The following is a 24,631-nucleotide window of genomic DNA, read 5'->3' on the forward strand; positions in this document are numbered from 1 at the left end:
AACCCAATCGCCTGGTCTGGGCGATTGCCGTGAAAGACGACGGCACCCTGGGCGAACGCCGCAAACACATCGAAGGGCTGGACTACGCCGCAATCGACGGCATCAAATGCGACGAAGCGGGCAACCTGTGGTGCGGCTGGGGCGGCAATGGCGATCCCAAAGCCGATCTGGAAAAACTCGACGGTGTGCGCGTTTTCAACCCGCAGGGCAAAGCCATCGGACACATTTCACTGCCGGAGCGCTGCCCGAACGTGTGCTTTGGTGGGCGCGAAGGGAACCGGCTATTCATGGCCAGCAGTCACTCGATTTATTCGCTGTTTGTGAATACTCGCGGGACGACGTTTGCGTTGTAAAAACCACGTTTGTCTCGCGATAGGTTCCTGAGTATTGAAACGGTGTCATGCCGCGCATCTGGGGATGTGCGGTATTCAGGCGCGAATTCTTTTTGTGTGTACCAATCGAGGGTTGGTTTGAGCAGCTCGCCAGAGGCAGCAAACGGCCAGAAAAGTACGCTTCTGGCCGTTTGCACTGGCCTCACCAGAAACTATTCACTCACCAACTGAATAACCGTCTTGCCCTTGCCGCGGCCTTCGGCGACTTGGCGAAATGCCTCGTTGACGTCTGGCAGCGCAAAACGCTGTTGATCCACGCGGATCTTCAGTTGACCAGCATTGGCCAGCGCGGCGGCCTCGCGCAGGATGGCGCCGTGGTGTTCGCGCCCTTTGCCGGTGAGCAGCGGCGCCAGGGTGAAAACGCCCGAGTAGGTTGCACTTTTGAACGACAACGGCGCCAGGCTGTGCTGGCCCCAACCCAGGCAACTCAGCACGTGCCCGGTATAAGCTTTCACCGCTTTGAATGAAGCATCCAGTGTGCTGCCGCCGACAGTGTCGTAGACAATGTCGAACCCTTCACCAGCCGTGTACTGCTCGACATAGTCCTCGACGCTCTGTGCCTGATAGTCGATCGCTGTAACCCCCAGCGAGCGAATGAAGTCGAGACTCCCCGCCGAACCGGTGGCGTAAACATCGGCACCGCGAGCCTTGGCCAGTTGCACAGCCACTTGGCCGACCCCACCTGCGCCGCCATGAATCAGTACACGCTGACCGGCGCGGGCATTCGCGTGATCAACCAGCCCTTCCCATGCGGTAATGAATACCAAAGGCAATGCAGCTGCTTCACGCATGTCGAGGGTGTGTGGTTTGGCAGCGATCAGCCGGGTATCCACGGCAATATACTCAGCCATAGTGCCTTGGGCACCACCGATCCCGCCGGGCATGCCGAAGACTTCCTGGCCTACGGTGAACCCCTCGACCGTTTCGCCCAGTTCGACGACCGTACCGGCAAGGTCTAGGCCGAGAACCGCCGGCAGAGCTTGCCGGGCATGAGCCCCCGCGCCGACGGCTATTTTGGTATCGAGTGGATTCACCCCTGCGGCGTGAACCCTGACCAGTACCTGACCCTGACCGGGAACAGGGCGATCAATTTGGCGGACAGCCAGAGGAGCCTGAGCGGATTCGGCGACAGCGGCGAGCATGGTGTGGTTCATGACAGGTACCTCTGTTTGAGTTGACACCTTCAGATTGCCGCGCTTTCATCATTCCGATAAGAAACTAGATGGGCATATCACTTATTCCACATAGAGACCTAAAGGCCGATGGACTTGTTTGACAGCATGCGCACCTTCGTACGCGTCGTTGAGCGCGGGTCGTTTTCCGCGGTGGCCCGCGAACTGAACATGGGCCAGCCGGCAGTAAGCAAGCAGGTGCGCGCTCTGGAGCGGTATCTGGGCGGGCCACTGTTCGCCCGCAGCACCCGGCACCTGGCCCTGACCGACCAAGGGCATCGTTTCTACAGCCACTGCCAGGAAATTCTCGGCCACCTCGAAACCGCCACGCGCAGCTTCACCAGCGGCCAGGAGCAGATCGCCGGCCCTCTGCGAATCGCCGCCCCGGTCAGTTATGGAAGGTTATGCATCGCGCCGCTCTTAGGGACTTTCCTTGAACGCCATCCCGATGTCCGGATTGACCTAAGGCTGAGTGACCACAATGAAGACCTGCTCAAAGAAAATATCGACCTGGCTATCCGCATTGGCGTGGTGAAGAGCGAGGGCTTGGTGGCAGTGCCACTGGGCACCAGCCCGCGGCGGGTCTATGCCGCGCCCGGCTACTTGGAACGACACGGCATGCCACGTGAGCCCAACGAGCTGACAGGCCACAACTGCATCGGTTTCACATTGCTGGAGCATTACGACCGTTGGCAATTCACGCACATCGCCCAAGAGCTCGATGTCGCTATCAAGGGCAACGTCACCAGTAACAGCAGCGAGGCCATCCGCGAAATGGTTCTCTCAGGTCTGGGTATTTCCCTCTCACCGGAATGGCTGTTCACAGCTGACATTGAGCAAGGCACGGTGGTCACCGTACTCGACAATTATCAGACCAGTGCGCTGCCTGTCAGCGCCGTGCTCAGTCGTGAGCGGCGACGTTCAGCACGGACGATGGCGTTCATCGATTTTCTCCGCGAGCGTTTATCGTAGAAACGCCTTGTGATGCGCCGGCCGGTATTGGCCGATAGCTACCGATCATCCTGCTCGACAGCGGTTTAGCGCCTCCTGCCATTCAGAGAACCTTGCCATGCGTCATGGCATTTTCAGCAGTACCGGTGAGCGGCATGATCGCTCAGGACTTCACGTCAGAAGCCGTCAGGCATTGCTATCCGGTACCGGTGCAACCGGTTTTGCCGAAGCCTCTGTAAAAGCCTTGAATCCATCAGCATCCAGCGGTCGGCTTAACAGATAACCTTGGCCCTCGTCACAACGTACTGACTTAAGCAGACTCAATTGCTCGGCTGTTTCGATGCCTTCTGCCGTAACGGTCAATGACAACGCTCGGCCCAGTCCGACTATCGCTTGAATGACTGAATTATCGCCTTCGTTTTCGCCCAGTCGGGTGACAAAGCTACGGTCGATTTTCAAACCGTCGAACGGAAATGTCCGCAGATAGCTGAGTGACGAATAGCCCGTACCGAAATCATCCATCGCCAGACGAACGCCGAGACTTTTCAGCTCGCGCATAACTTCAAGGGCGTTTTGCGCATCATCAAGCATGACGCTTTCCGTCAGTTCCAATTCCAGCCGAGACGGATCCAGTCCTGTCTCGGACAGTGCCTTTCGAACGCGCTCAATCAGATTATCCTGCTGGAAATCGATGGACGATAAGTTGACCGAAATAAACAAATCCTTTGGCCACTGATTGGCGTTGTCGCAAGCGCAGTTGAGTACCCAATTGCTCAGCTCCACAATCAGACCGGTTTCCTCGGCGATCGCTATGAAGGTGTCTGGCGGGATCAGACCCTGTACCGGATGTTGCCAACGCACCAGCGCTTCGGCGCCAACCATACGGCCATCGGCAATATTGAAGCGTGGCTGGAAATGTAGACGTAATTCGTCGTGCCGAATGGCGTAACGCAGGTCACTCTCCAATCGACGGCGTTCGATGATCCTGACGTTCATGTCAACGGCGTAGAAACGCCAGGTGCTCCGGCCCCCGGCCTTGGCTTCGTACAAAGCAATATCGGCATAGCGCAGCAGTTCGGTTGCCTGGCTCGCGTCGTCGGGCGACCTCGCCACGCCAATGCTGGCGCTGATATACACTTCCTGCTCGTTGATGACTATCGGCTGTTCAATCGAGCTGATCAGGCGCCGGCACAGCGTTTCGACCTCATCTTCAGAGTTGATATCGGTGACGATCAAAACGAACTCATCGCCACCGACTCGCGCGACCAGGTCGCCACTGCGCACGCATTCCGCAAGACGCGCCGAGACTTCATTGAGTACTTGATCACCCGCCGCATGACCCAGAAGATCGTTCACGGGTTTGAAGCGATCCAGATCCAGACAAAGCATGACCAGCGGACGTTCTTGAGCAGTCGCGGCCTTGAGCTTGCCATCGAGGAATTCGTGCAGGCGTGCCCGGTTCGGCAGGCCCGTCAGTGCGTCATGTTGAGAAAGATAATCGATGCGTCGACGGGCTTCGATTTCTTCGGTGATGTCACTGGCGGTACCACGGAAGCCGTCGCCGGCCATGTTTCGTGCAGAGATTCTGGCGATTCGAGCCTGGCCGTTCGAATCACTGTAATAGCATTGCAACGTAACGGTATGCCCTCGCTGGGCCACGTTCAGGGCGTGTGACAGTGTTCCGACCTCAATGCGCAACAGATTATCTACTGCAGCGCCGACCCAGGCTTCTCTGGAAAGCCCCGTCACTTCCTCAAACCGCTCAGACAAATAAGTAAAACGGTAGCTGGCGTCGATTTCCCATATCCAGTCCGAGCAGGCCTCAACGACGTCGCGAAACCGTTGTTCACTTCCCGCAAGTGCGATCTTGCTGACCTCCAGCGATGCATAGCTTTCATAGAGCGCCTGGGCTGCGAGCCCTGTTCGACGCAATAAACGCCAAGTCATCAACCAAACGAGCAGAGCAGCCCCGCCCATCAATGGCAGCATGTAGCCGAGCATTTTTTTGCCAGGCTTTTCCGGCTCCCAGTACAAACCACCCGCAGCACCATCTTCTCCAATGGGCAAAACCGTGGAGGAGACAGCCTCGGCCGGCGCCAACCTGCGCAGACCCTCGACGCCATACTCTTCACCGATGGCCTGGAGTTGATCGGCATCCAGCACATTGATAAAGACCATGACCGATGCCGGACCATCATCAGCCTGCACAGTCGGATCGGTTCCGGGTGTGAGCGCTGCGGCCGCGATGACCGCTGGCACACCGCGAACGCTGATGAACGCGCTGACCGGCTTCTCGTCTTCAGCAGCCGCTCGCGCCCGATCAATCAACGCGTCGACGGGCTGGCCCAGCCATTCAGGCATTTCAACCGTTTTGAGGTCACCGTTAATAACCGAGTAAACGGTACGATCGGTTCCGTCGACGACAAATACCCCTTCAAAACCGAAGTCCGAGAACAGCGTCGGCCCCAGGTTTTGACGCGTAAAGGCCCAATCGGTGTCTACATTTTCACGCAGATGCTTGTAGGCATCGCCCCAGAAGGCATAGTCCTTGACCGTCAAGCTCGCGGTGCTTTCCACCGAACTCACGGCTTTTTTTGTATAAAAAGCGCTTTCTGCTGCTTCAGTGCGGTCCAGTTCCTGCGCTACATAAATGAGTAAGCCACTGGCAAGCAAAAAGACGCCTGCCAATAGCGCTGCGAACTTGACCAGCGAAGTGCGGATCAGGCCCACGCTTGAATGATTGGCGGCCAGCGTATCGACGATCGGTGAGCCGATCTTGGAGATGGAATTCATGGTGACGAGGCTTCAAAAAGGGATGTTCAGTCATCATTATCGGCCGACGCGCAATTCCCTTAAGGACGCCCGCCATCAACGGCAGCCATCGTCTGCAATCTGTCAGAGTGTGCGAAATCGTCCATGGCGCGGGCGTAGTTCTTCAGGTGTGCCGTCTTGCACCACCTTCTTCTCCTCCATCACCACGACCCGGTCGAAACTGGCGATGGCAGTGCTACCAGCGCCAGGATGACGTGGTTCGACAGGCCAGCTGAGCCGTGGCGCTATCGGGCGATCCTGAGCGGCAAGACCGCTCAGGTGCTCGTCTTAGAATGCAGGCACCACATCGCCGTGATAACGCTCAAGAATGAATTGCTTTACCTGCGGCGAATTGAGCAATGCTCCGAGTTTCTGCACGGCCGGGTCGTTGGCTTTATCGCGGCGTACGTACAGATAATTGGCGTACGGCGACTCCGAGCTTTCGATGAACAGCGCGTCTTTGTGCGGCTCAAGCTTCGCTTCCAGCGCGTAGTTGGCATTGATCAACGCCAGGTCGACCTGATTCAGCACACGCGGCAGCATGGCGGCTTCCAGTTCCTGAAACTTCAGGTGCTTGGGGTTGCCGGTGATGTCGAGGCGCGTGGCCATGATGTTGTCGGGATCCTTGAGGGTGATCAGGCCTTGCTTGGCGATCAACAATAGCGCACGGCCCGAGTTGGTCGGGTCGTTGGGAATGGCGATGGTCGCGCCGTCCTTCAGTTCGCTGATGGATTTGATTTTCTTCGAGTAAGCGCCAAAGGGCTCGATATGTACCGCCACGACAGGCACCTGGTCGCTGCTCGGGCGATCCTTCTTGTAGGCTTCGTAATAGGGTTTGCTCTGGAAATAATTGGCGTCCAGCAGGCCTTCGTCCGTCTGCCGATCGGGCTGGATGTAGTCAGAGAACACCTTCACCTCCAGCGTCACGCCTTGTTTGGCCAACTCGGGCTTAAGAAATTCGAGGATCTCGGCGTGGGGAAGCGGCACCACGGCGATTTTCAGGGTTTCGGCATAAGCGGAGCCCATGGTGGCGACCAGCAAGGCAAGCGACAGAGCGGCACGTTTCACGATGATTTACCTTCAAAGCGTTTCAGGGAAAAAGAGGAGAGATCCAGGTCGGTCGAGCCGCGCATGCACCATTGTGCGAACGCCTCGCCGAGGGCGGCGGAATGTTTGAAACCGTGCCCGGAACAGGCCGATACCACCAGGGTGTGCTGCAGCGAAGGATGTTCGTCGATGATGAAATGACGATCCGGCGTCACGGTGTAGGCGCACACGGCGGACTTGACCACTTTGGACGTTACACCGGCGATGCGGCCGCGCACTTGATGCTCGTACATGGCCTGTTCTTCAGCCGCCGAAACCATTCGATCCAAGGTTTGCGGCGATGACGCCGTGTGGTACTGCGCGGTGGCAATTTTCAGGCTGCCCTCGCCGGGCAGCGCCGGAAAACCGTAGTTGATTTTGTCGTCGCCACGCCCGTGGGTCAGGATAAATGTCGGCGACCGGCCAACCAGTGCGGCGCCCTCCTCCAGCGCAAACCAGAACAACTTCTGCCGGTAAACGGTCAGCAGATTGTCAAATGGCTTGCCTAACAAACCACCGCTCCAGTTGCCCGCACAAATCACCAGTTTGTCGGCCGACAGCGTGCGCAGATCCGTAGTAACGGTGACGCCTTGTGCGTTGGCGGTGATCGCGATGACGGTCTCGCCTTTGTGCAAGATCGCACCGTGTTGCTCCGCCAGTTTGAGCTGCACGTCGATGCAACGTTCAGGGCGCAGAAAACCGCCACCAGGCTCAAAATAGCCGATGGCGGTGTCATGAACATGGGCGAATTGCGGAAAGCGCTGGCGAATCTGTTCGGCGGTCAAAACTTCGTGATCGATGCCGTAAGTCCGCGCAAGGCCGATGGTGCGCAGTGTGAAATCGCTGGTGTCGTCGGGATCGAAATCCGCACTCGACGTCAGCGCCAACAGGCCCGATTGCTCGAACAGCGATTCACCCGACAACGCTTCCAGCTCGCGCCAGATACGGTGGGCGTTGCGCACGATAGGAACGTATTGCGCGCCCTCGCCGACCGAAAGTCGCGTGATGCGCGTATCGCCGTGGCTGGAACCCAAATTGTGTGGTGGGTGATAGCGATCAATACCAACAACATTCACCCCGGCTTTCGCCAACTGATAAACCGTTGCGGCGCCCATCGCACCCAAGCCCAACACCACTGCCTCACACCGCTCGACCATCGACTGATGCCTGTCAAAAAGGGGCAAGTTGAAAGGCAAAACGATAGGGAATCAACGCTTAAAAAGGCATATGCATATATCCGGGTGCTGGGGAAGATCTGTGCGCATCACAATTCGCTCTTGCAGCGTTGGGCGTAGCACAGGTTTCCCACCACAACATCTTCTATCGCTCATGCCAAGAGGTATATTAGGAAAGCTCCATATGCCATCAAATAAAAGAAAATTAATCAGCTGCGCATAAACCACGGTTTGATCTTTCGCTTAACAGGAAGCGCAGATGAATGAATAAATATGCAAAAAAAAGCTACCCAACCGATAAATGGATGTGCTGTACCTACCTCTAAACCGTTGGAGACAAATGGCAAAGCATTTCCCTCAATAATATTAATATAAGGAACAATAAAACAGCCATTGAATATTAGGCAAAAAAATAGTTTGGCGCGATTTAAGTTGACGCCCGATAAATATACTTTTAGAAAAAACGCAAAAAATATACCGAAAAGCGCAATGATTAAAAATGCCCAAGGGATCATTTTTTCGCCTCCTGATATAGCTGTTTGCCTGTTTGAAAGTCCGTGTGAATCTCTAATCCCCAAGCACCGGAACCCATACCTTTATACGATCGGACATAATCGGCTCTAATGTATCTAAATAAACGCCAAGTATCTGGCTTCAACACATAGCGACCAAGCCCATAGACAGATAGACCCAAGTCAACAGAGTTGTAGGCTAAATTTCCTTCACGGCCCTCATATCCGATAGCCTTTGATACCGCTTGATAACCTTTCCTGACTGGGCCCTCTGTATCAGTTCGACCATTCAAAAGATTGCGCCCATTTTCATAAATATTATTCGCACCATGGGCCATCATCGGTACACCAGCCACGAGACAGAGCGTTCCTGCAGAGGCATAGCATATTCCCCCGCCGGTTAAAACTTGCATCGCACCAGCGATAGCTCCGACACCTTTTTTGGCTACTTCCCATGATTGAATGAGCAGACTGCTCTGTTCGTTCTTGAGATCCTGCAACCCCTGTTCAGGAGTTTTTTTCCCTTGCGCAACATCATTTACGATGCTTTTGGCGTAATAAGCGACTTCTCGGTTAAATTGCAACCGCAGCGCACTATCTTTGATATGTCTGGCACCCAAGGTGCTGGCCTGGCTGCCAAGTTTTGCAGCAGCCGAGCTGACCATCCAGTAATCACAACGGTCTGGCATGCAGGTCTCGTTTGAGGATTTCACTCGTTGTCGCCCCACATACTGTATCCGCTGGTGCCTGCGGCATGGTGCGTCCAAGTGATTTCCCGATAACGGATAGCCATATGTTCTTGAGGCTCTGCATCGTTTTGCAAAATAGCATGAGGCATTTCAAGTGTGAGATCTGCAACGATTCCGCCGCTGATCGTAATGGAATAGAATTTTTCCTGCATACCCACCGACGATACTCTATAAAAACTGATAGTGCAGTTTAACTCTTCTCTAGTTGACAGCGCTTGGGCGAGAAGCGGAGAAGCCTTATCAACATTTTTTGTGATAACAATCGGGCTGTGAGTAGGCTTGTTAATATTTCCAGCATTGACCATATTGTGACTGTAAGAAAGAATCATGATTTCATCTACATGTCCCACTTGGCACTTATTTCCAATAGAGTTTTGAGTCGAGCAACCTCCGGAGATCAAGCCTTGGGTTTTACCATTAATGGTCATATATCCGTGATTAGCCATAGCTTTTACTCGTTGTAGTGGATCGCACACACTAATCCGAACGCTTTTTACATTTATGTAGGGCGAATCCGAATTTGCTAACGGATCCTTCCGAAAAGTCAATTAATCACATGCTTTTGATGCCGCTGACGGCCGGTTGGGTAATGGACGGGTTTTCAGGATCGCGCGCACGTTCGCCCATGTCGGCGCGTATCCCGATTGCCGACAGTGCCATGACCAGTTTGCGATGGGTTCTAGGCATTGCCGTTTCTTCTTGATTCGTTTACCTCTTCGAATCGCCCAAGCCGTCCGCATGCACGAAGCACAATTTGTTGCCTTCGGGATCGCGGCAATACGCGCCGAAGTAATCGTCTGAATATTGCGGGCGGAATCCTGGGGGGCCTTCGTCTTTTCCGCCTAGGGCAATGGCTGTCTCCCAGGCTTTTACGACCTGTTCATGGGAACTGGCAGCGAAGCTGACTTGAGTGCCGTTGCCCCATGTTGCGGGCAACTCATTGATGGGGCGCTGTACGAAAAACTGCGGCCAGCGTCGTTCCGGGTGTTGCCAGCCAACGCCTGGCGGCTCCTGGTCGTCGAGGTCGTCGGGCATCCGGACGAGGCCGAGGTGGGACAGGATCGATTCGTAGAAAGCGGCCATCAACTTGAGGTCGCGGGCGCCGACGATGATATGGCTATACATGACGTCACCTCGGTTCAGGGGTGTATAGGTTGGAGGCATCCGCGATTTCGGCCGTTCGATTTATCAGGCGACCGGTTGTCGACTTACAACATTACGTATCTTCTGCAGCGTTCGGTCATCCCGATTGAACGATCATTCACAGCGCCCTCTCTATCGCAAAACCAGCGAGCGGAGGATGGCACCATGATCGACTCAGCAACCGGAATGAGACCCGGTGAACGGTATTCAGTGGAAAGCGGCGAGCACTCACGAAAGTTTTCCGGATTTTTCCTCGACGGAAAATATTATCTGGATCCCGAGCTGATGACGGCAGTCGGGTGGCTTGAGGGTCAGCGGTTCTTCTACGACGAACTGGATGCCAAGGGCGACCCTGTGTATCCGGATCGAGTCGCCGGCACCATCGAAAACCTGACGCTGGTATTAAACGATGGCGCCCGGCTCTCATTGAGTGAAGTGGAGGTTCATGCCCGTGACGACGCACCGCAAAGCCCTGCGTCTGATGAAACTTCCACGTCCGACGACACCCGACGACTCAGGGACAAACTGGTCGTCATCACCGGCGCGTCCAGCGGCATCGGTCGTGCGGCCGCCCATGCGTTCGCTAGCGAAGGCGCCCGACTGGTGCTGGGTTCGCGCGATGAAGCGGCACTCGCCGAAGTTGTCGAGGAATGTGCGTCCCGAGGCGCCGAAGCCATCGCCGTACAAACCGATGTCACCCACAGCGACCAAATGAAAGCGCTCGCCGATCAAGCTGCCGCGTTTGGTGATGGCCGTATCGACATCTGGATCAATAATGCCGGCGTCGGTGCAGTCGGCAGCTTCGAAGAGACGCCGCTGGAGGCTCACGAACAAGTCCTGCAAACCGATTTGCTCGGCTATCTGCGTGGCGCTTATGTGGCGTGGCCGTATTTCAAGGCGCAGAAGAGCGGCATTCTGATCAACACCTTGTCGCTGGGTAGCTGGGTCGCGCAGCCGTATGCGGTCGCTTACTCGGCCAGCAAATACGGTTTGCGCGGGCTCAGCGAGGCGCTAAGAGGTGAGCTCAGCGGATTTGCGAATATTCATGTCTGCGACATCTACCCCGCCGTAATGGACACCCCCGGGTTTCGCGACGGCGGCAACTTTACCGGTCATGCGCTGAAGCCACCGCCACCGGTCTACGATCCCAATCTGGTGGCACAAGCGATGGTCGCTTGCGCGTTGAAACCCAGAAAAAACACCACCGTGGGCAGTGCCGCAACGATCGTGCGGATAGCCCATTTCATGGTGCCAGGTTTCCCCCAACTCTCTGGATGGCTGACACGAATGGGCTTGGGCCGCAGCCCGCAGTCCGCCACTTCTTCCGGCAACCTGTTTGCGCCACCTGCCGGTGAACGTCGCGTCGAGGGTGGGTGGAGAAACGCGAAACACAGCCCTTCGCTGATGGTCGCCGTCGGCACGGCGTTGTTGTTTGGCGGTGTCGCGTATGCACTGAGTCGCCAGGGATCGAAAAAACGCTAATCCTGGTAGCTAATCCTGGAAAGTAACGTGACAAGCTTGCGCGCGCCGGGATGGCCGGCGCGCAGTCACTTCATGTCGGACGGTTACCCACCCAATACCGACGCACCGCGCCGTCCAGCCCTTGCACCGGATCCTCGTCCGGAAACGGCAACACCTCGATCCGCGCCTGCTGTGCGTGGCTCGGCGCTTGCATGCAGATGTCGTTGCCTTGCCCGGGCGGGTACGCGCCGACCACCAGAAAGTCTTCACTGGATTCCAGACTGCAATGGCCCGTGCCTGCTGGCAGCAGCAATGCGTCACCGGCACTCACTTCAAGGACAACGCCATCCGGCCCGCCGAGCATCACGCGCGAACGACCGCTGGCGATGCCGAGCACTTCGTGGCCTTCGGTGTGATAGTGGTGGAAGTCGTAAATCGTATAGCGCCACTGTGGCGGCCAGCCGTTGGCGCTGAAGATCTCTTCAAAACGGGCAGCCAGATCGCCGGTCTGCGGGTCGACCGCGCCGGGGTAGATGAGTACGGGCAGGTGCGGACTGTTAGGCACCCAGCCGTTGCGCTCAAGCTTCAAGGTCTGGGTGGCCCCGTCCATTTGTTGTGGCGTGTTCATGTGCGATCTCTCATGTTCCGCAATGCTTGTTGCAGGCGGTCATTCAACATCGAAAGGTGTGTTCAAGAGAGACCACGATCAGCCGCGAGCATTCACTCGAGGTCACTTCGGATTGCCCCGCCCCTGTGGGAGTCGATTACCGGCGCTTTGCGCATCGCCGCCGCACCGCCGGTCAACTGCACTGCACCTTTTCTTCCCGGGTTCTTCCAATGTCGTAGACCCCCTGCACGGAAGACTCAAGATGAAGAAAATCCTCGCTGCCCTGACCTTCGCCGGCCTGCTCTCAACCTCGTTGCATGGGTTGGCAGCCGCGCCAGTCACTGTTGCTTCCGCCCTGCCCCCAGGCACACCCATCCCCGAAGTCGATCAGAAAAAGAGCTCGAAAGCCGATGCAGCCAATACCAGTAAAAAAGGCGAGGAAGCGTCAGGTTCCAACTCCAGTTCCGACCCTTCAACGGCGGACAAGGAAACAAAACCGATCGACAGTACGAAAGACAAAAAAACCAAAACCAGCAACGGTTCTGGCAGTTAAAAGGCAGCTGATTCAATTACCAACGCGCCAGAACAAAGCCCGGCTCAACGCCGGGCTTCTTCCCTGCTCCATCAGCGGGGATCTTGCTGGTTGTCCATCACCGCGTTGTCGGTCTCTTCGCGTACCTGATCCGGATCGAGTCCCGCATCATCGTTGTCCAGCGGACGTTCCCCTTCGTTGTCCGGCAACTCGTCAATCCCCGGTTCTCTCATCGGGTCGACTTCGGTGCGTCCCGGACTCAACGGATCGGGTGAAGTCGGCATCGGATCGTCCTGTCCTGTCCCGCCCTGCAGCTTCGGATCGATATTCATAATCACCTCTCGGTGCCCTCGTTATTGAGGGCGTACAAGTTGGAGAGAGGAGCGAATCACGACGTTCGATTTATCCGCGTGCCGGTCGTCGAACGCCTTCGAATGCGGATCAGGCGCGGTGCAACGCATCTTCGTGATGCATCGCCGAGTGGCCGGTCTTGTCGCTCTTCACCTCGTATTGGGGCGAGTCTTTCGAGGCCGGTCGATGCTTGCCCATGAACTCGACATCCGTGGTGTGCACTTTAGTGACCTTGCCGTGGATTTCACCTGCTTCGCTATTCCAGCGCACAGCGTCGCCGACCTTGAATGCATGGCTCATCGTTCTCTCCTTCCTGACCTTTTACGACTCGGAACGCCCCGAGCCTTCACGATCCCGCCCATAACAGCGCTTCAATGGAAATGCCGGCAACCACGCTTCGCGGCGCGCAGTCCAGATTTCATACGTCGGCATCAATAAATCGGAGGCATCCAGGGATCCGAGGTTCACTTCAATTTCATCGTCAGTACGCGAGAACACGGACGAGCCGCAACGCGGACAAAAAAAACGCCCGGCGTAATCTCGTGTTTCGCCCTCGATCGTCACGGCGTCCTGAGGAAAAATCGCAGAAGCATTGAACAATGCGCCATGGTGTTTGCGGCAATCGAGGCAATGGCAAACACCGACGCGATAAGGCTGTCCCGTCGCTTCAAAACGAACATCGCCGCACAGGCAGCCACCCTTGAACCGTTCCACTTGATACCTCCCCAGCGATCAAACGCTGGACGTCTATCTGCAATTTGAGAGTAGTCGGCCCGGTAAAAGGATCCGTCGCGGCCTGTTTTTTCTGAACTCTCATCCATCGCAGTCGCCTAAACCCTTGACCAATCAGGAGGTAGCCCATGCATATCGAAACTATCTGGATCGTACTCGCGGCCGCTCTTGTTCTCGTCGAACTCTGGGCGATCAATCGGCTTCGTAAAAGTGAAGGCAAATCCAGCACCAAAGGCTTGTGGATGGTGATCATCGTGTTCGTGCCGCTGATCGGCCTGATCCTGTGGGCCGTCGCAGGACCCAAGCGCATTGCTCATCATCCGGAACCAAAAGAAGTCCGCCAGTAATTGCGCACATCCATCCAATCAATCGGCAGGCGTTCCCCGGACAATCCGCAGACTTTTCCTAGTTGCGGATCAATGACACATGACAGGTTCTGCACCACCGCGTATCGCTCTGCTGGTTGTGTTTTGCGGGCTGAGCGATATCGCCGCTGCCAGTGGTTTTCTGGAGGATGCCAAGACTGAAGTGCTCAGTCGCAACTTCTATCTGAGCAACGATTACCGCTCTCCCTCACCTGCGGACAAGAATTACAAACAGGAGTGGGCTCAAGGGTTTATCGGCACTTTTGAATCTGGTTTCACATCGGGAACCATCGGTTTTGGTCTGGACGCGCATGCGTTTGCCGGATTGAAACTGGATGGTGGCAGGGGCCATTCCGGCACGGGCCTGTTGCCGCTGGACAGCGACGGGCGCAGCGAGAGCAACTATTCCAGCGGGGGTGGCGCACTCAAATTGCGTGCTTCGGAAACCACCCTGGCCTACGGTGAAATGACTGTTGAAACGCCTGTGTTCGACACGTCCGATAAACGCTTGCAGCCGGAATACGCCACGGGTTTTCTCCTCAACAGCCGTGAGTTCGAGAACCTGAATCTGGTCGCCGGGCGCTTCACCGCGTTCAAGAATCAGGACAGCTCTTCGAGCAAAGGCAACTTTTACGGCTATGGCGCGAACACCGAGGCTGGCGCGATTACGTTTGCCGGCGCCGATCTGTTCGGTGACAGCCCTGTTGGCGGCGCGTTATACGCCTCCGAACTGACTGACACCTGGCACCAGTATTACGGCAATCTGCATTACAAACAGTCGGGGTTTTTTCTCGACGCCAATCTCTATCACACCCGTGACACCGGCCAGGCATTGGCCGGCGCCATCGACAACACGGCGTTCAGTCTGTCGGGCAAATACACAGTGGGTGCCCACGCGCTGATGCTGGGTTGGCAGCGCATCGATGGCGACACGCCGTTTGATTTTGTCGGTGGTGATTCGATTTATCTGGCGAACTCGATCAAATACGCCGACTTCAATGGCGCCAATGAGCGTTCCTGGCAGGCGCGCTATGACTTGGATCTGGGGGCGTTCGGCGTTCCCGGGCTCAAGTTCATGACCCGTTATGTGTCTGGCGATCATATCGACGGGACGCATGCGCCGAAGGGTGGCGCCTACAATCCGTTCGATGCCGGCAGCGGCGGATATGAACCGCAGCAAGGTCGTGGTGGCAAGCATTGGGAACGCGACATCGATCTGCATTACATCGTCCAGTCAGGGCCGGCGAAGGATTTGTCGGTGCAGGTGTCCCACGTTTCACACCGTGCAAACAGTGCCCAGGCGGGGGACGACATAGATCGGGTGTATGTGGTGATCGAATACCCGCTGGGGTTTTGATGCTCGTGTAGGCGCTGCCGAAGGCTGCGCCTACAGGAAGCGGGGGAAATTGGCGGAAGGCAGCCGGAGTCGAACCTGCCCGGGAACGGATGCCGTCCCCAACCGGGTTTGAAGCCCGGCCGCGCCACCGGGCGCGATTGCCTTCCTTGAAACGGTTATGTCCCTGCGACCTGCGCCAGGGCATTGTCGAGACGGATCTGGCGGCAGGCGCCCATGCGTCGGGTCAGGCCGAGGCGGTCGAAGTATTCGAGGATCTGAATACTGCGCTTGCGTCCCAAGCCTAGCGCATCGCGGAACGCCGTCACTTGAATCTGTGGATTTTCTTTTGCCAGGTGCAGCAACACCGCTGCCATTTGGCGCAGCGTTGGATCGGTGAAAAATAGATCCCGCACCACTTGATGCATCAATCCCTGCCGCGCAAGTTTTCGCAACAGCAAACGCACCACGGCGTCATCCTGCTCCAGCGCAGTGGCGATCTCACGCATCCACGGCGGCTCCATGCCTGCGACCTCGAACAACGGTTGCATGCTCTGCCACAGGGTTTCGTCATCCGCATTCAAACGTACCTGATGATCCGGCAGATGCAGCCACGGGCCGCTGGCGGTGATCGCACCCACGGCCCTTAATTCATCGAGCAAACTGGCAAACGTCGAGCGCTCCAGCGAAAAACCACAAAACCTTCGCAGGCGATCACGATCCGGCCCCATCTGGTCTGGTTCCAGTTCATGCAAGCGCGCCAGTTGTTCCAGCAGCGTGAATTTTAATCGCGCCCAGCGCTGGGCGTTGAACAGCACTGAATCCTGGCGGGTGTTGACCAGTTGCATGTTATCCGCCAGCGTCCAGCCCGACCGCGGGCGATTGAACTGACGCTCCAGCCGTTGCGGATCGAGGCCTCTGTCGCTGTAGCTGAGCAGCACCGGCAAGGCCTGTTCTAAGGTGTCGCTGTCGGCCAAGGCCTTTAATTGCTCCAGCCGCTCGGGGCTGCGACGTTGCCGCGCCGGGGCGAACGGATCAAGCACCCGGCCACCGCCAAGGGTGCGTTGAGCGCTCGCGTCGCGAATGATCAGCCGATCGCCTCTCACGGCGTGCACCGGTGCATGGGTGAGCAATTGCGCAAACATCCGCCCCCCCGGTGGCAGATTCGACCCTTCCAGCAGCGCCACCCGGGCGATCACATCCTGCGTGCCAAGGTGAAGGTGCACCGGCTGAAAGTGTTCGAACGTTCGCGGTTCATCGGCGAGCAATTGCAGCTCGATGTCCACCCTTTGCGTCGGCGCATGCAGCCATTCGGCGAGCAACCATTGGCCGCGATGAATCTGACTGAGTTCCAGCCGTTCTCCGGTGAGATTCAAGGCGACCCGTTGCCCGGCGAAGGCTTTTTCGGTGGGCCGGTTCTGCGCATGCATGCCCCGCACGCGAACGGATTTACCCGATGGCCCAAGCGCCAACTTGTCTGCGACTGCCACCGAACCCGACAACGCTGTACCGGTGACCACAATTCCTGAACCGGCCACGCTGAACGCACGATCAATGGCCAAACGAAAACCGCCCGTCACGCCGCGAATCAGTACCTCGTTTTGCGCCTGCAACAACGCCTGACGCAATGCCTCGACGCCCTCCCCGGTCACGCTCGACAGCTCCAGCACCGATGCGCCGGCAAACGGCCCGCGCGCCAGCAATTCGCTGACCTGCCGCCGCACCTGTGTCACCCGCCCGGTGTCGACCCGATCAATCTTGGTGATCGCCACCAGCGCCCGCGCAATGCCCAGTAGCTCGACAATCGCCAGATGCTCTCGCGTCTGCGGCATCACGCCGTCATCGGCCGCCACCACCAACAACACCAGATCAATGCCCTGCGCCCCGGCGAGCATGTTGTGGGTGAATTTCTCGTGGCCGGGCACGTCGATGAAACCAGTCAGTCCGGCGCCAGGTGCCAGTTCGGCGTACAGATAACCCAGATCGATCGTCATCCCGCGTTCACGTTCCTGCGGGCGACGGTCGCCGGTTTGCCCGGTCAGCGCTTGCAGCAGCGAGGTCTTGCCGTGATCGATATGCCCCGCCGTGCCGACAATCATGCCGGCACCTGCAGTTGATTCAACTGCCCCAGCCACGCCGGTTCATCGTCGAGTTGGCGCAGATCCAGCCACAAGGCGTCATCATCGATACGCCCCAACACGGGAATCGGCAATGCCCGCAGCGCTGCTTCAAGATTTAGCAGGCAGCGACCGCGAAGGCGTTTGGAGACGTGCGGGCGAATGCACAGTGCCGCGCTCGGCAATCGCGCCACCGGTTGGCTGCCGCTGCCGATCATCCCCAACGCCGTCACCACATTCACACTCCACGGCTCGCCCAACACCCGCGCCAGCATCGGTTGCACACGCTCGGCCTGCGCGAGGATGTCGGCTTGTGGACGCGTCAGCAGGCGCAGACTCGGCAAACGCTGGGCCAGTCGATCCGGATCGCGGTACAAACCGAGCACCGCTTCCAGCGCCGCCAGTGTCAGCTTGTCGACGCGCAACGCACGTTTGAGTGGGTTCTTTTTAATTTTCGCGATCAGGTCTTTGCGCCCCACAATCAACCCGGCCTGCGGCCCGCCGAGCAGTTTGTCGCCGCTGAAGGTGACGATATCAGCGCCATCGAGCAGTGCCTGGCGCACCGTCGGTTCCGCCGGCAACCCCCAGCGCGTCAAATCGAGCAAGCTGCCGCTGCCCAAATCTTCCAGCAACGGCAAGCCGTTACGATGAGCCAGTTCCGCCAGTTCAGCCGTCGGCACGCGCGCGGCAAACCCTTCGATGCTGTAGTTGCTCGCGTGCACGCGCATGATCAAACCGCTGCGTGGGCTGATAGCCGCTTCATAATCGCGGGCATGGGTGCGATTGGTGGTGCCGACTTCGTGCAGGCGCACACCGGCGCGGGCCATGATGTCGGGAATGCGGAACGCTCCGCCGATTTCAATCAGCTCGCCCCGGGAAATGATGCCTTCCTTGCGTGCACCGAGACTGTTGAGGGTTAGCAGTACGGCGGCGGCATTGTTGTTGACCACCGTCACCGCTTCAGCGCCGGTCAGTTCGCGGATCAGGCCTTCGATCAGATCATCGCGATCGCCGCGTTTGCCGCTGGCCAGATCGAACTCCAGGTTCAGCGGATACCGGGCAGCCATTTGCACCGCTTCAATGGCTTCGTCCGGCAGCAATGCGCGGCCGAGGTTGGTGTGCAACACGGTGCCGGTCAGATTGAACACCCGCCGCACATGGCTGCGTTGCTGCGCCGCAAGACGTTCGCCCACGCGACCGGCGAGCACCTCGGGGCTGATTTCGATGGCGGACACTTGCCGGGCAAAAACAGCGTCACGCAGGTCATCAAGCAATTGCCGCAGCTGCGCCAGCAACGCCTCGCGGCCATAGCGCTCGGCCAACGGCAGGCACGCTGGATGTCGCAACAAACTATCAACGGAAGGTAACCGCGGGGCAACACTGGCAGGCATCAAGCGCTCCTGAAAACCGGTGACTGGCGCGATGCAGTGTAGACGCTGTGGTCAATCACCTCCCGGCGCCAGCAACAGATTCGGCGCCAGACGCTGATAACCGTCCTGATCCAGCAGCATGTCAAGTAACAAACTGGCGAGATCCGCCGACAGCGCCTCGGCCTCGGCGTCGTTCTCCAGATAAAGCAGCTTCAGATAATTTTTGCAGCTCGCGCAGATTTCGGCTCGCAGCGGTGCCTGATCGCCAGCGCGGTTGTGATCCTCAAGGCTGACGTAATCGAGGCCTTTGCTCGATTCGCAATACACGCATTTGACGCGCACCACATGCCACTCACAGGCACACAAGGAACAGACCAGATAACGCAAACCGTTGTGCTTGCCGCGATGGCGGATCACCCCGGCCATCGCCGGTGAACCGCAGGCCGGGCATTGGCTGAGGCTGTTGCCGGGTTTGAGTTGCAGGTTCGGCACGCTGAGCAACCAGTGGCTCCAGGCGATTTGCAAGGCTGCGCCGAGAAAAGGCACCAACGCCGCCGGCACCAACGCATATTGCCCACCGGCAAGCGCAACGCCCCAGGCGCGCAACTGCCCGGAATCAGCGCTGCGCAAGGTGTCGAGTGCGACCTTCACCGCCGGCTGATGCAGTGGCGAGTAATGCTTGAGAAACCCATGGAGCCAGATTTGCCAGTCATCTTCACGGATCAGCGTATCGACAGCGAAGGGTGGCATCGCGTGTTGCTGGCAGGCTTGCAAGCGTTGGGGATCCAGAGGCTTGATCGGCGGCGGATCATCGAACATCTGCTGCTGCGCGCGACACACACCGGCGATCAACATCAGATACGCGGCCAGCGGATGCCCTTCAGCCAGGCGTTCCAGACGCTGGGCGCGCAGCGCGAACAGATTACGCGGCGGCAGGTAAAGGAACGGCGGCGAACTGGCCGACGCTTCGATTTGTCCGGGTTCGAGAATCGTAGCCAAGGCTTAGCCCTTTTTTGTTGTGGATCTCGGTGGCGCGTCCTCGCGAGTGACCTCGCGATACCAGAGTAGATGATGTTTTCTTGCCCACGCACGACTGACCCGGCCATGCATCATCGCGTCCACCGAGCCCTTGATCCAGAGTCCCGCGTAGATGTGAATGATGATGCTCAACACCAATACGAACCCGGCGAGCGCATGCAGCAGCATCGCCCAGCGAATCGTGGTGATACCGAAGAAATGGCTGAAATACGCACGCCAGATCACCAGCCCGGTGAACAACAGCCCGAGCATGCACAGCATCAGCGTCCAGAACAGCAGCTTCTGTCCGGCGTTGTATTTGCCTACCGGCGGTACGCTTTCTTCGTCGTTCACCATCACCCTGTCGATGCGCCGCAACCATTGCCGGTCATTGGCGATGAAAAAATTGGTGCGCCAGAAGCTCAACACCAGGCCGAGGAACAGCACAAACATCGCCACGCCCAAGAACGGATGCAGTATCCGCGTCCAGGTTCCACCGCCAAACAGGCCGCTCAGCCAGAACAGCGCCGGATGAAATAACGCCAACCCGGACAGCCCGGCCATCATGAACAGGATCGCCACCAGCCAGTGATTGGTGCGCTGGTTGGCGGAGTAACGCAGGATCGGTTTGTCGTTCATGGCCTGCCCTCCCGGCGAGGATCGAAGGTGTGTACCGCAGGGTCGACTTCGTGCACGGAGGTGTCGGGCGGTTGCGGATGTTCATCTTCCTCGACCCGGTTCGGCCCGACGCGCACGTAATGGAAGAATCCGGCCAGTACCGCCGCGCCCATCGCCAGCAGCGCCAGGGGTTTACTCACACCTTTCCACAAACCCACCAATGGGCTGATGGTCGGATCGTCCGGCAGGCCGGCATAGATTTTCGGGGTGTCGGCGTGGTGCAACACGTACATGACGTGCGTGCCGCCGACGCCCGCAGGGTCGTACAGACCGGCCTGGTCGAAGCCACGGCTTTTCAGGTCGACGATGCGCTCGGCGGCGTGGACTTTCATGTCTTCCTTGGTACCGAAGACGATGGCCCCGGTCGGGCAGGTTTTCACGCAGGCGGGTTCCAGGCCCACGGCGACCCGATCCGAACACAGCGTGCATTTGTAGGCCTTGTGATCCTTCTGGGAAATGCGCGGAATGTTGAATGGGCAGCCGGTGATGCAATAGCCGCAACCGATGCAGTGATCCTGATCGAAATCGACAATGCCGTTGGCATGCTTGATGATCGCGCCAGGGCTCGGGCATGCGGCCAGGCAACCGGGTTCCGCGCAGTGCATACAGCCGTCCTTGCGGATCAGCCATTCGAGGTTGCCGGCATCGGTTTCATGCTCGGTGAATCGCATCAGCGTCCACGAATCCGCCGTCAGATCCTGCGGATTGTCGTAGGTGCCGTGGTTGTGACCAACCTCGTCGCGCAGCTCGTTCCATTCCGAACACGCAACCTGGCAAGCCTTGCAGCCAATGCACTTGGTGGTGTCGATGAGCTTGGCGACGGCTTCTTGTTCGCGCACCGACGGCGGCGTTGTGGTGGTGGCCGAGCGGGCAATGATGTCTTGGCTGGCCATTTATAGCTTCTCCACGTTGACCAGGAACGACTTGGATTCCGGGGTCTGTGTATTGCCGTCGCCGAGGAATGGCACGAGTGTGTTGGTCAGGTAACCGTGACGCGTCAGGCCGGTGAATCCCCAATGCAGCGGGATGCCGATTTGATGCACCACCTGGCCGTTGACCTGTAGCGGTCGAATCCGTTTGGTCACCACTGCCACCGCTTCGATAAAGCCGCGTTTGCTGCTGACCCGCACCCTGTCGCCGGCGGCAATGCCCTTCTCTTTCGCCAGCACTTCACCGATTTCGACGAACTGCTCGGGCTGGGCAATCGCGTTCAATTTGCAGTGCTTGCTCCAGAAGTGGAAATGCTCGGTCAACCGGTAACTGGTGCCCGCGTACGGGAAGTCCTTGGCCTCGCCGAGGGTTTCCCACACCGAATCGAAGATCCGCGCCGCCGGGTTGCTGGTGGCTTTCTTGTTTTGCGGGTGCAACGGATTGATGCCGATCGGCGTTTCAAAGGGCTCGTAGTGCTCGGGGAACGGGCCTTCGGTCATCTTGTCGACGGCGAAGAACCGTGCCACGCCTTCGGGGTTCATGATGAACGGGTTCATTCCGGCTTCCGGCGGCACGTCAGCCTTGTAGTCCGGCACGTCGGTGCCGCCCCAGGCCTTGCCGTTCCACCACACCAAGCGTTTGTTCGGATCCCAGGGTTTGCCCTGCGGATCCGCCGAGGCGCGGTTGTACAAAATCCGCCGGTTGGCCGGCCACGCCCAGGCCCAACCCTGATGTTGATGCATGTTGTACGGATCGTTATTGTCGCGCCGGGCCATCTGGTTGCCGGCCTCTGTCCAGCTGCCGGCGAAAATCCAGCAACCGGACGCGGTGCTGCCGTCGTCCTTGAGCAAACCGAACCCCGCCAGTTGCGTGCCGGCCTTGACCGGCACACCCGCCGCATCGGCGAAGTCGTTGATGGCATAGCCGTTGATCTCTTTGGCGATCTCTTCCGGTGACGGCTCATCGGGCACTTTGTACGGCCACGACAGCTTCAGGATCGGCTCGGCAAAGGTGCCGCCCTCGGCCTGATAACGCCGGCGCAGCCGCAGGAACAACTCGGTCATGATGCGCACGTCGGTGCGCGACTCGCCCGGGCCGTCGGCGCCTTTCCAGTGCCATTGCAGCCAGCGGCTGCTGTTGACCAGCGAGCCGTCCTCTTCGGCAAAACAGGTCGTCGGCAGGCGAATGACTTCGGTCTGGATGTCGGCGCTTTTCACATCGTTGTACGGCCCGACGTTGTGCCAGAACTCCGACGTTTCGGTGCTCAGCGGATCCATCACCACCAGCCATTTCAGCTTGGCCAACGCCGCCATCACCCGGTTTTTATCCGGTAATGCGGCGATCGGGTTGAAGCCTTGGCACATGTAACCGTTGACCAGGCCATGCCCCATTTGGTCGAACATCTTCAGGACGTCGTAGTTGGCAATGTCCAGTTTCGGCAGATAGTCATAGGCCCAGTTATTCTCGGCGGTGGCGTTGACGCCGTACCAGGCCTTCATCAGGCTGACATGGAATTTGCTGTAGTTCTGCCAGTAAGACAGCTGCCCCGGGCGCAGTGGCGTTTGCGTGCGTTTAGTGATGAACGCCGCGTATTCCTGCTCGGCGTCCTGGGGCAACGTGAGATAGCCCGGCAGCGCATTGGACAGTAGACCGAGGTCGGTCAGCCCCTGAATATTGGAGTGCCCGCGCAAGGCATTGACGCCCCCGCCCGGCATGCCGACATTGCCCAGCAGCAGTTGCACCATCGCCGCACTGCGAATGATCTGCGCGCCGACCGAGTGCTGTGTCCAGCCCAGCGCGTAGAGAATCGTCATGGTCTTGCCCGGTGTCGAGCACGTGGCAATCTCTTCCCAGATTTTCTGCATGGCATCGACCGGCATGCCGCAGATCTGGCTCGCGAGGTCGATGTTGTAACGGCTGTAATGCTGCTTCATCAATTGATAGACGCAACGCGGATCCTGCAGGGTCGGGTCGACTTTGGCGAAACCGTCTTCGCCCATTTCGTAGCCCCAGCCGGACTTGTCGGTGTAGCTGCGCTTGTCTGCGTCGTAGCCGCTGAAAATCCCGTCCTCAAAACCATATCCGGGCCTGACGATGAATGACACGTCGGTGTAGTTGCGCACGTATTCGTGCTGAATCTTGTCCTCGGTCAGCAGGTAATTGATCAGCCCGCCCATGAAGGCGATGTCGGTGCCGGTGCGGATCGGTGCGTAGTAATCGGCCACCGAAGCGGTACGGGTAAACCGTGGATCGACCACGATCAGCCGCGCCTTGTTGTGGGCCTTGGCTTCGGTCACCCATTTGAAGCCGCACGGATGCGCTTCTGCTGCGTTGCCGCCCATCACCAGAACCAGATTCGCGTTGGCGATATCGGTCCAGGTATTGGTCATGGCACCACGGCCGTACGTCGGGGCAAGACTTGCCACCGTCGGACCGTGTCAGACACGCGCCTGGTTATCAAACCCCAGCATGCCGAGGCTGCGAATCACCTTGTGGGTGATGTAGCCGGCTTCGTTGGACGCCGCCGAGGCTGCGAGAAATCCAGTGGTCAGCCAGCGGTTGACGGTCTGCCCCTGGGCGTTCTGCTCGACGAAATTAGCGTCGCGGTCGGCCTTCATCAGGTCGGCGACACGGTCGAGCGCTTCATCCCAAGAGATCCGTGTCCACTCGCTGCTGCCCGGCTTGCGTACCTGCGGGTATTGCAAGCGGCCAGGACTGTGGATGAAGTCCAGCAGTCCCGCGCCTTTCGGGCAGAGGGTGCCGCGATTGACCGGGTGGTCGGCGTCGCCCTCGATGTGGATGATGTTCTGCGCCACGTTCTTCCCTGTGTCACCCTGGCTGTACATGATCAAGCCGCAACCGACCGAGCAATACGGGCAGGTGTTGCGGGTTTCATGGGTGTGGGTGAGCTTGAAGTGGCGCACCTGCTCGGCGAAGGCAGGCGTCGGGGCCATGCCCAACGCGCCCAGGCTTGAGCCTGCAAGGCCGATGCCGGCGACCTTGAAGAACTGACGACGGCTGAGATCCATCGTGCACTCCTGATCAGGTGGAACCCGGATCTTGTGCCGGGCTTGTTCTGGACAATCACGGTTGCGGCAATCTGCGTTGCCGGTAAACAGACTCTAGTCAACGACGCTGCGCCATGTG

Annotated in this window: 25 protein-coding genes and 1 tRNA gene; 6 read left to right on the forward strand and 20 right to left on the reverse strand. The window is 58.3% G+C overall.

Going from position 1 to position 24,631, the window contains the following annotated elements; all coding sequences use genetic code 11:
• A partial coding sequence (locus GIW69_RS12215; RefSeq protein ID WP_236482810.1) for an SMP-30/gluconolactonase/LRE family protein occupies positions 1 to 353 on the forward strand: 353 nt, incomplete at its 5' end.
• A gap of 191 nt (positions 354 to 544) precedes the next feature.
• On the opposite strand, the gene GIW69_RS12220 is transcribed toward GIW69_RS12215, so the two are convergent.
• Entirely contained in the window at positions 545 to 1,546 is a 1,002-nt protein-coding gene (locus tag GIW69_RS12220) for a zinc-dependent alcohol dehydrogenase family protein (protein WP_236482812.1), read from the reverse strand.
• 108 nt (positions 1,547 to 1,654) lie between these two features.
• Here GIW69_RS12220 and GIW69_RS12225 point away from each other — a divergent pair, with 108 nt between their 5' ends.
• The gene (locus tag GIW69_RS12225) at positions 1,655 to 2,536 is read left to right on the forward strand and encodes a LysR family transcriptional regulator (protein ID WP_236482814.1); all 882 of its coding nucleotides are present in this window, start codon (positions 1,655 to 1,657) and stop codon (positions 2,534 to 2,536) included.
• Positions 2,537 to 2,701: 165 nt separating this feature from the next.
• Here GIW69_RS12225 and GIW69_RS12230 read toward each other — a convergent pair whose 3' ends face one another.
• From GIW69_RS12230 to GIW69_RS12260, 8 genes are all read right to left on the reverse strand, one after another.
• A complete protein-coding gene (locus tag GIW69_RS12230; protein ID WP_236482816.1) occupies positions 2,702 to 5,308 on the reverse strand; it encodes an EAL domain-containing protein in 2,607 nt (868 codons plus the stop codon).
• 306 nt (positions 5,309 to 5,614) lie between these two features.
• Positions 5,615 to 6,394: a MetQ/NlpA family ABC transporter substrate-binding protein gene (locus GIW69_RS12235; RefSeq protein WP_236482818.1), complete on the reverse strand. Its 780-nt coding sequence runs from the start codon at positions 6,392 to 6,394 to the stop codon at positions 5,615 to 5,617.
• Positions 6,391 to 7,569 (reverse strand): N-methyl-L-tryptophan oxidase, encoded by a 1,179-nt coding sequence (solA, locus tag GIW69_RS12240; protein ID WP_236482819.1) that lies wholly within the window; start codon positions 7,567 to 7,569, stop codon positions 6,391 to 6,393. The genes GIW69_RS12235 and solA overlap by 4 nt, the downstream gene beginning before the upstream one ends.
• Positions 7,570 to 7,796: 227 nt before the next feature.
• Entirely contained in the window at positions 7,797 to 8,102 is a 306-nt protein-coding gene (locus GIW69_RS12245; protein ID WP_236482821.1) for an NADH dehydrogenase subunit F C-terminal domain-containing protein, read from the reverse strand.
• Positions 8,099 to 8,788: a DUF4225 domain-containing protein gene (locus tag GIW69_RS12250; RefSeq protein ID WP_236482823.1), complete on the reverse strand. Its 690-nt coding sequence runs from the start codon at positions 8,786 to 8,788 to the stop codon at positions 8,099 to 8,101. Before GIW69_RS12250 ends, GIW69_RS12245 begins: the two co-directional genes overlap by 4 nt.
• A 20-nt stretch (positions 8,789 to 8,808) precedes the next feature.
• Entirely contained in the window at positions 8,809 to 9,294 is a 486-nt protein-coding gene (locus GIW69_RS12255) for an Hcp family type VI secretion system effector (protein WP_236482825.1), read from the reverse strand.
• 106 nt (positions 9,295 to 9,400) lie between these two features.
• Positions 9,401 to 9,535 (reverse strand): hypothetical protein, encoded by a 135-nt coding sequence (locus GIW69_RS26215; RefSeq protein ID WP_268945570.1) that lies wholly within the window; start codon positions 9,533 to 9,535, stop codon positions 9,401 to 9,403.
• Between the two features lie 21 nt (positions 9,536 to 9,556).
• Positions 9,557 to 9,973 (reverse strand): VOC family protein, encoded by a 417-nt coding sequence (locus tag GIW69_RS12260; protein ID WP_236482827.1) that lies wholly within the window; start codon positions 9,971 to 9,973, stop codon positions 9,557 to 9,559.
• 183 nt (positions 9,974 to 10,156) lie between these two features.
• Here GIW69_RS12260 and GIW69_RS12265 point away from each other — a divergent pair, with 183 nt between their 5' ends.
• Complete coding sequence (locus GIW69_RS12265) at positions 10,157 to 11,473, forward strand: SDR family oxidoreductase (protein ID WP_236482829.1); 1,317 nt, start codon at positions 10,157 to 10,159, stop codon at positions 11,471 to 11,473.
• A 70-nt stretch (positions 11,474 to 11,543) separates the two neighbouring features.
• Here the strand turns inward: GIW69_RS12265 and GIW69_RS12270 are convergent, their stop codons facing one another.
• Positions 11,544 to 12,080 (reverse strand): cupin domain-containing protein, encoded by a 537-nt coding sequence (locus GIW69_RS12270; protein ID WP_236482830.1) that lies wholly within the window; start codon positions 12,078 to 12,080, stop codon positions 11,544 to 11,546.
• Between the two features lie 241 nt (positions 12,081 to 12,321).
• On the opposite strand from GIW69_RS12270, the gene GIW69_RS12275 reads away from it, so the two are divergent.
• Entirely contained in the window at positions 12,322 to 12,612 is a 291-nt protein-coding gene (locus GIW69_RS12275) for a hypothetical protein (protein ID WP_236482832.1), read from the forward strand.
• A 71-nt stretch (positions 12,613 to 12,683) separates the two neighbouring features.
• Here the strand turns inward: GIW69_RS12275 and GIW69_RS12280 are convergent, their stop codons facing one another.
• From GIW69_RS12280 to GIW69_RS12290, 3 genes are all read right to left on the reverse strand, one after another.
• Positions 12,684 to 12,923 carry a hypothetical protein gene (locus tag GIW69_RS12280; protein ID WP_236482834.1) on the reverse strand — a complete coding sequence of 80 codons (240 nt, stop codon included), beginning with the start codon at positions 12,921 to 12,923 and terminating at the stop codon, positions 12,684 to 12,686.
• Positions 12,924 to 13,032: 109 nt separating this feature from the next.
• A complete protein-coding gene (locus GIW69_RS12285; RefSeq protein WP_236482836.1) occupies positions 13,033 to 13,242 on the reverse strand; it encodes a hypervirulence associated TUDOR domain-containing protein in 210 nt (69 codons plus the stop codon).
• Between the two features lie 21 nt (positions 13,243 to 13,263).
• Positions 13,264 to 13,656 (reverse strand): GFA family protein, encoded by a 393-nt coding sequence (locus GIW69_RS12290; RefSeq protein ID WP_236482838.1) that lies wholly within the window; start codon positions 13,654 to 13,656, stop codon positions 13,264 to 13,266.
• A gap of 146 nt (positions 13,657 to 13,802) precedes the next feature.
• Between GIW69_RS12290 and GIW69_RS12295 the strand changes: the two genes are divergently transcribed.
• The gene (locus tag GIW69_RS12295; RefSeq protein WP_236482840.1) at positions 13,803 to 14,021 is read left to right on the forward strand and encodes a PLD nuclease N-terminal domain-containing protein; all 219 of its coding nucleotides are present in this window, start codon (positions 13,803 to 13,805) and stop codon (positions 14,019 to 14,021) included.
• 79 nt (positions 14,022 to 14,100) lie between these two features.
• Complete coding sequence (locus GIW69_RS12300) at positions 14,101 to 15,396, forward strand: OprD family porin (RefSeq protein ID WP_236482842.1); 1,296 nt, start codon at positions 14,101 to 14,103, stop codon at positions 15,394 to 15,396.
• A 50-nt stretch (positions 15,397 to 15,446) separates the two neighbouring features.
• Here the strand turns inward: GIW69_RS12300 and GIW69_RS12305 are convergent.
• The 7 genes from GIW69_RS12305 to fdnG all read right to left on the reverse strand — a co-directional run bounded on the left by GIW69_RS12305 (position 15,447) and on the right by fdnG (position 24,513).
• Positions 15,447 to 15,542: transfer RNA gene (locus tag GIW69_RS12305), tRNA-Sec, on the reverse strand.
• 9 nt (positions 15,543 to 15,551) lie between these two features.
• Positions 15,552 to 17,471, reverse strand: coding sequence for a selenocysteine-specific translation elongation factor (gene selB, locus GIW69_RS12310; RefSeq protein ID WP_236482844.1), 1,920 nt, complete (start codon positions 17,469 to 17,471; stop codon positions 15,552 to 15,554).
• Complete coding sequence (gene selA / locus GIW69_RS12315) at positions 17,468 to 18,880, reverse strand: L-seryl-tRNA(Sec) selenium transferase (protein ID WP_236482846.1); 1,413 nt, start codon at positions 18,878 to 18,880, stop codon at positions 17,468 to 17,470. The genes selB and selA overlap by 4 nt, the downstream gene beginning before the upstream one ends.
• Positions 18,881 to 18,931: 51 nt before the next feature.
• Complete coding sequence (gene fdhE / locus GIW69_RS12320) at positions 18,932 to 19,858, reverse strand: formate dehydrogenase accessory protein FdhE (protein WP_236482848.1); 927 nt, start codon at positions 19,856 to 19,858, stop codon at positions 18,932 to 18,934.
• A gap of 3 nt (positions 19,859 to 19,861) precedes the next feature.
• Positions 19,862 to 20,515, reverse strand: coding sequence for a formate dehydrogenase subunit gamma (locus GIW69_RS12325; protein WP_236482851.1), 654 nt, complete (start codon positions 20,513 to 20,515; stop codon positions 19,862 to 19,864).
• Positions 20,512 to 21,447, reverse strand: coding sequence for a formate dehydrogenase subunit beta (gene fdxH, locus GIW69_RS12330; protein ID WP_236482853.1), 936 nt, complete (start codon positions 21,445 to 21,447; stop codon positions 20,512 to 20,514). The genes GIW69_RS12325 and fdxH overlap by 4 nt, the downstream gene beginning before the upstream one ends.
• Entirely contained in the window at positions 21,448 to 24,513 is a 3,066-nt protein-coding gene (gene fdnG, locus GIW69_RS12335) for a formate dehydrogenase-N subunit alpha (RefSeq protein WP_236482855.1), read from the reverse strand.
• Positions 24,514 to 24,631: the final 118 nt, after the last annotated feature.

It is taken from the genome of Pseudomonas syringae, from assembly GCF_021605415.1.
GTDB classification, from domain to species: Bacteria; Pseudomonadota; Gammaproteobacteria; order Pseudomonadales; family Pseudomonadaceae; genus Aquipseudomonas; species Aquipseudomonas syringae_S.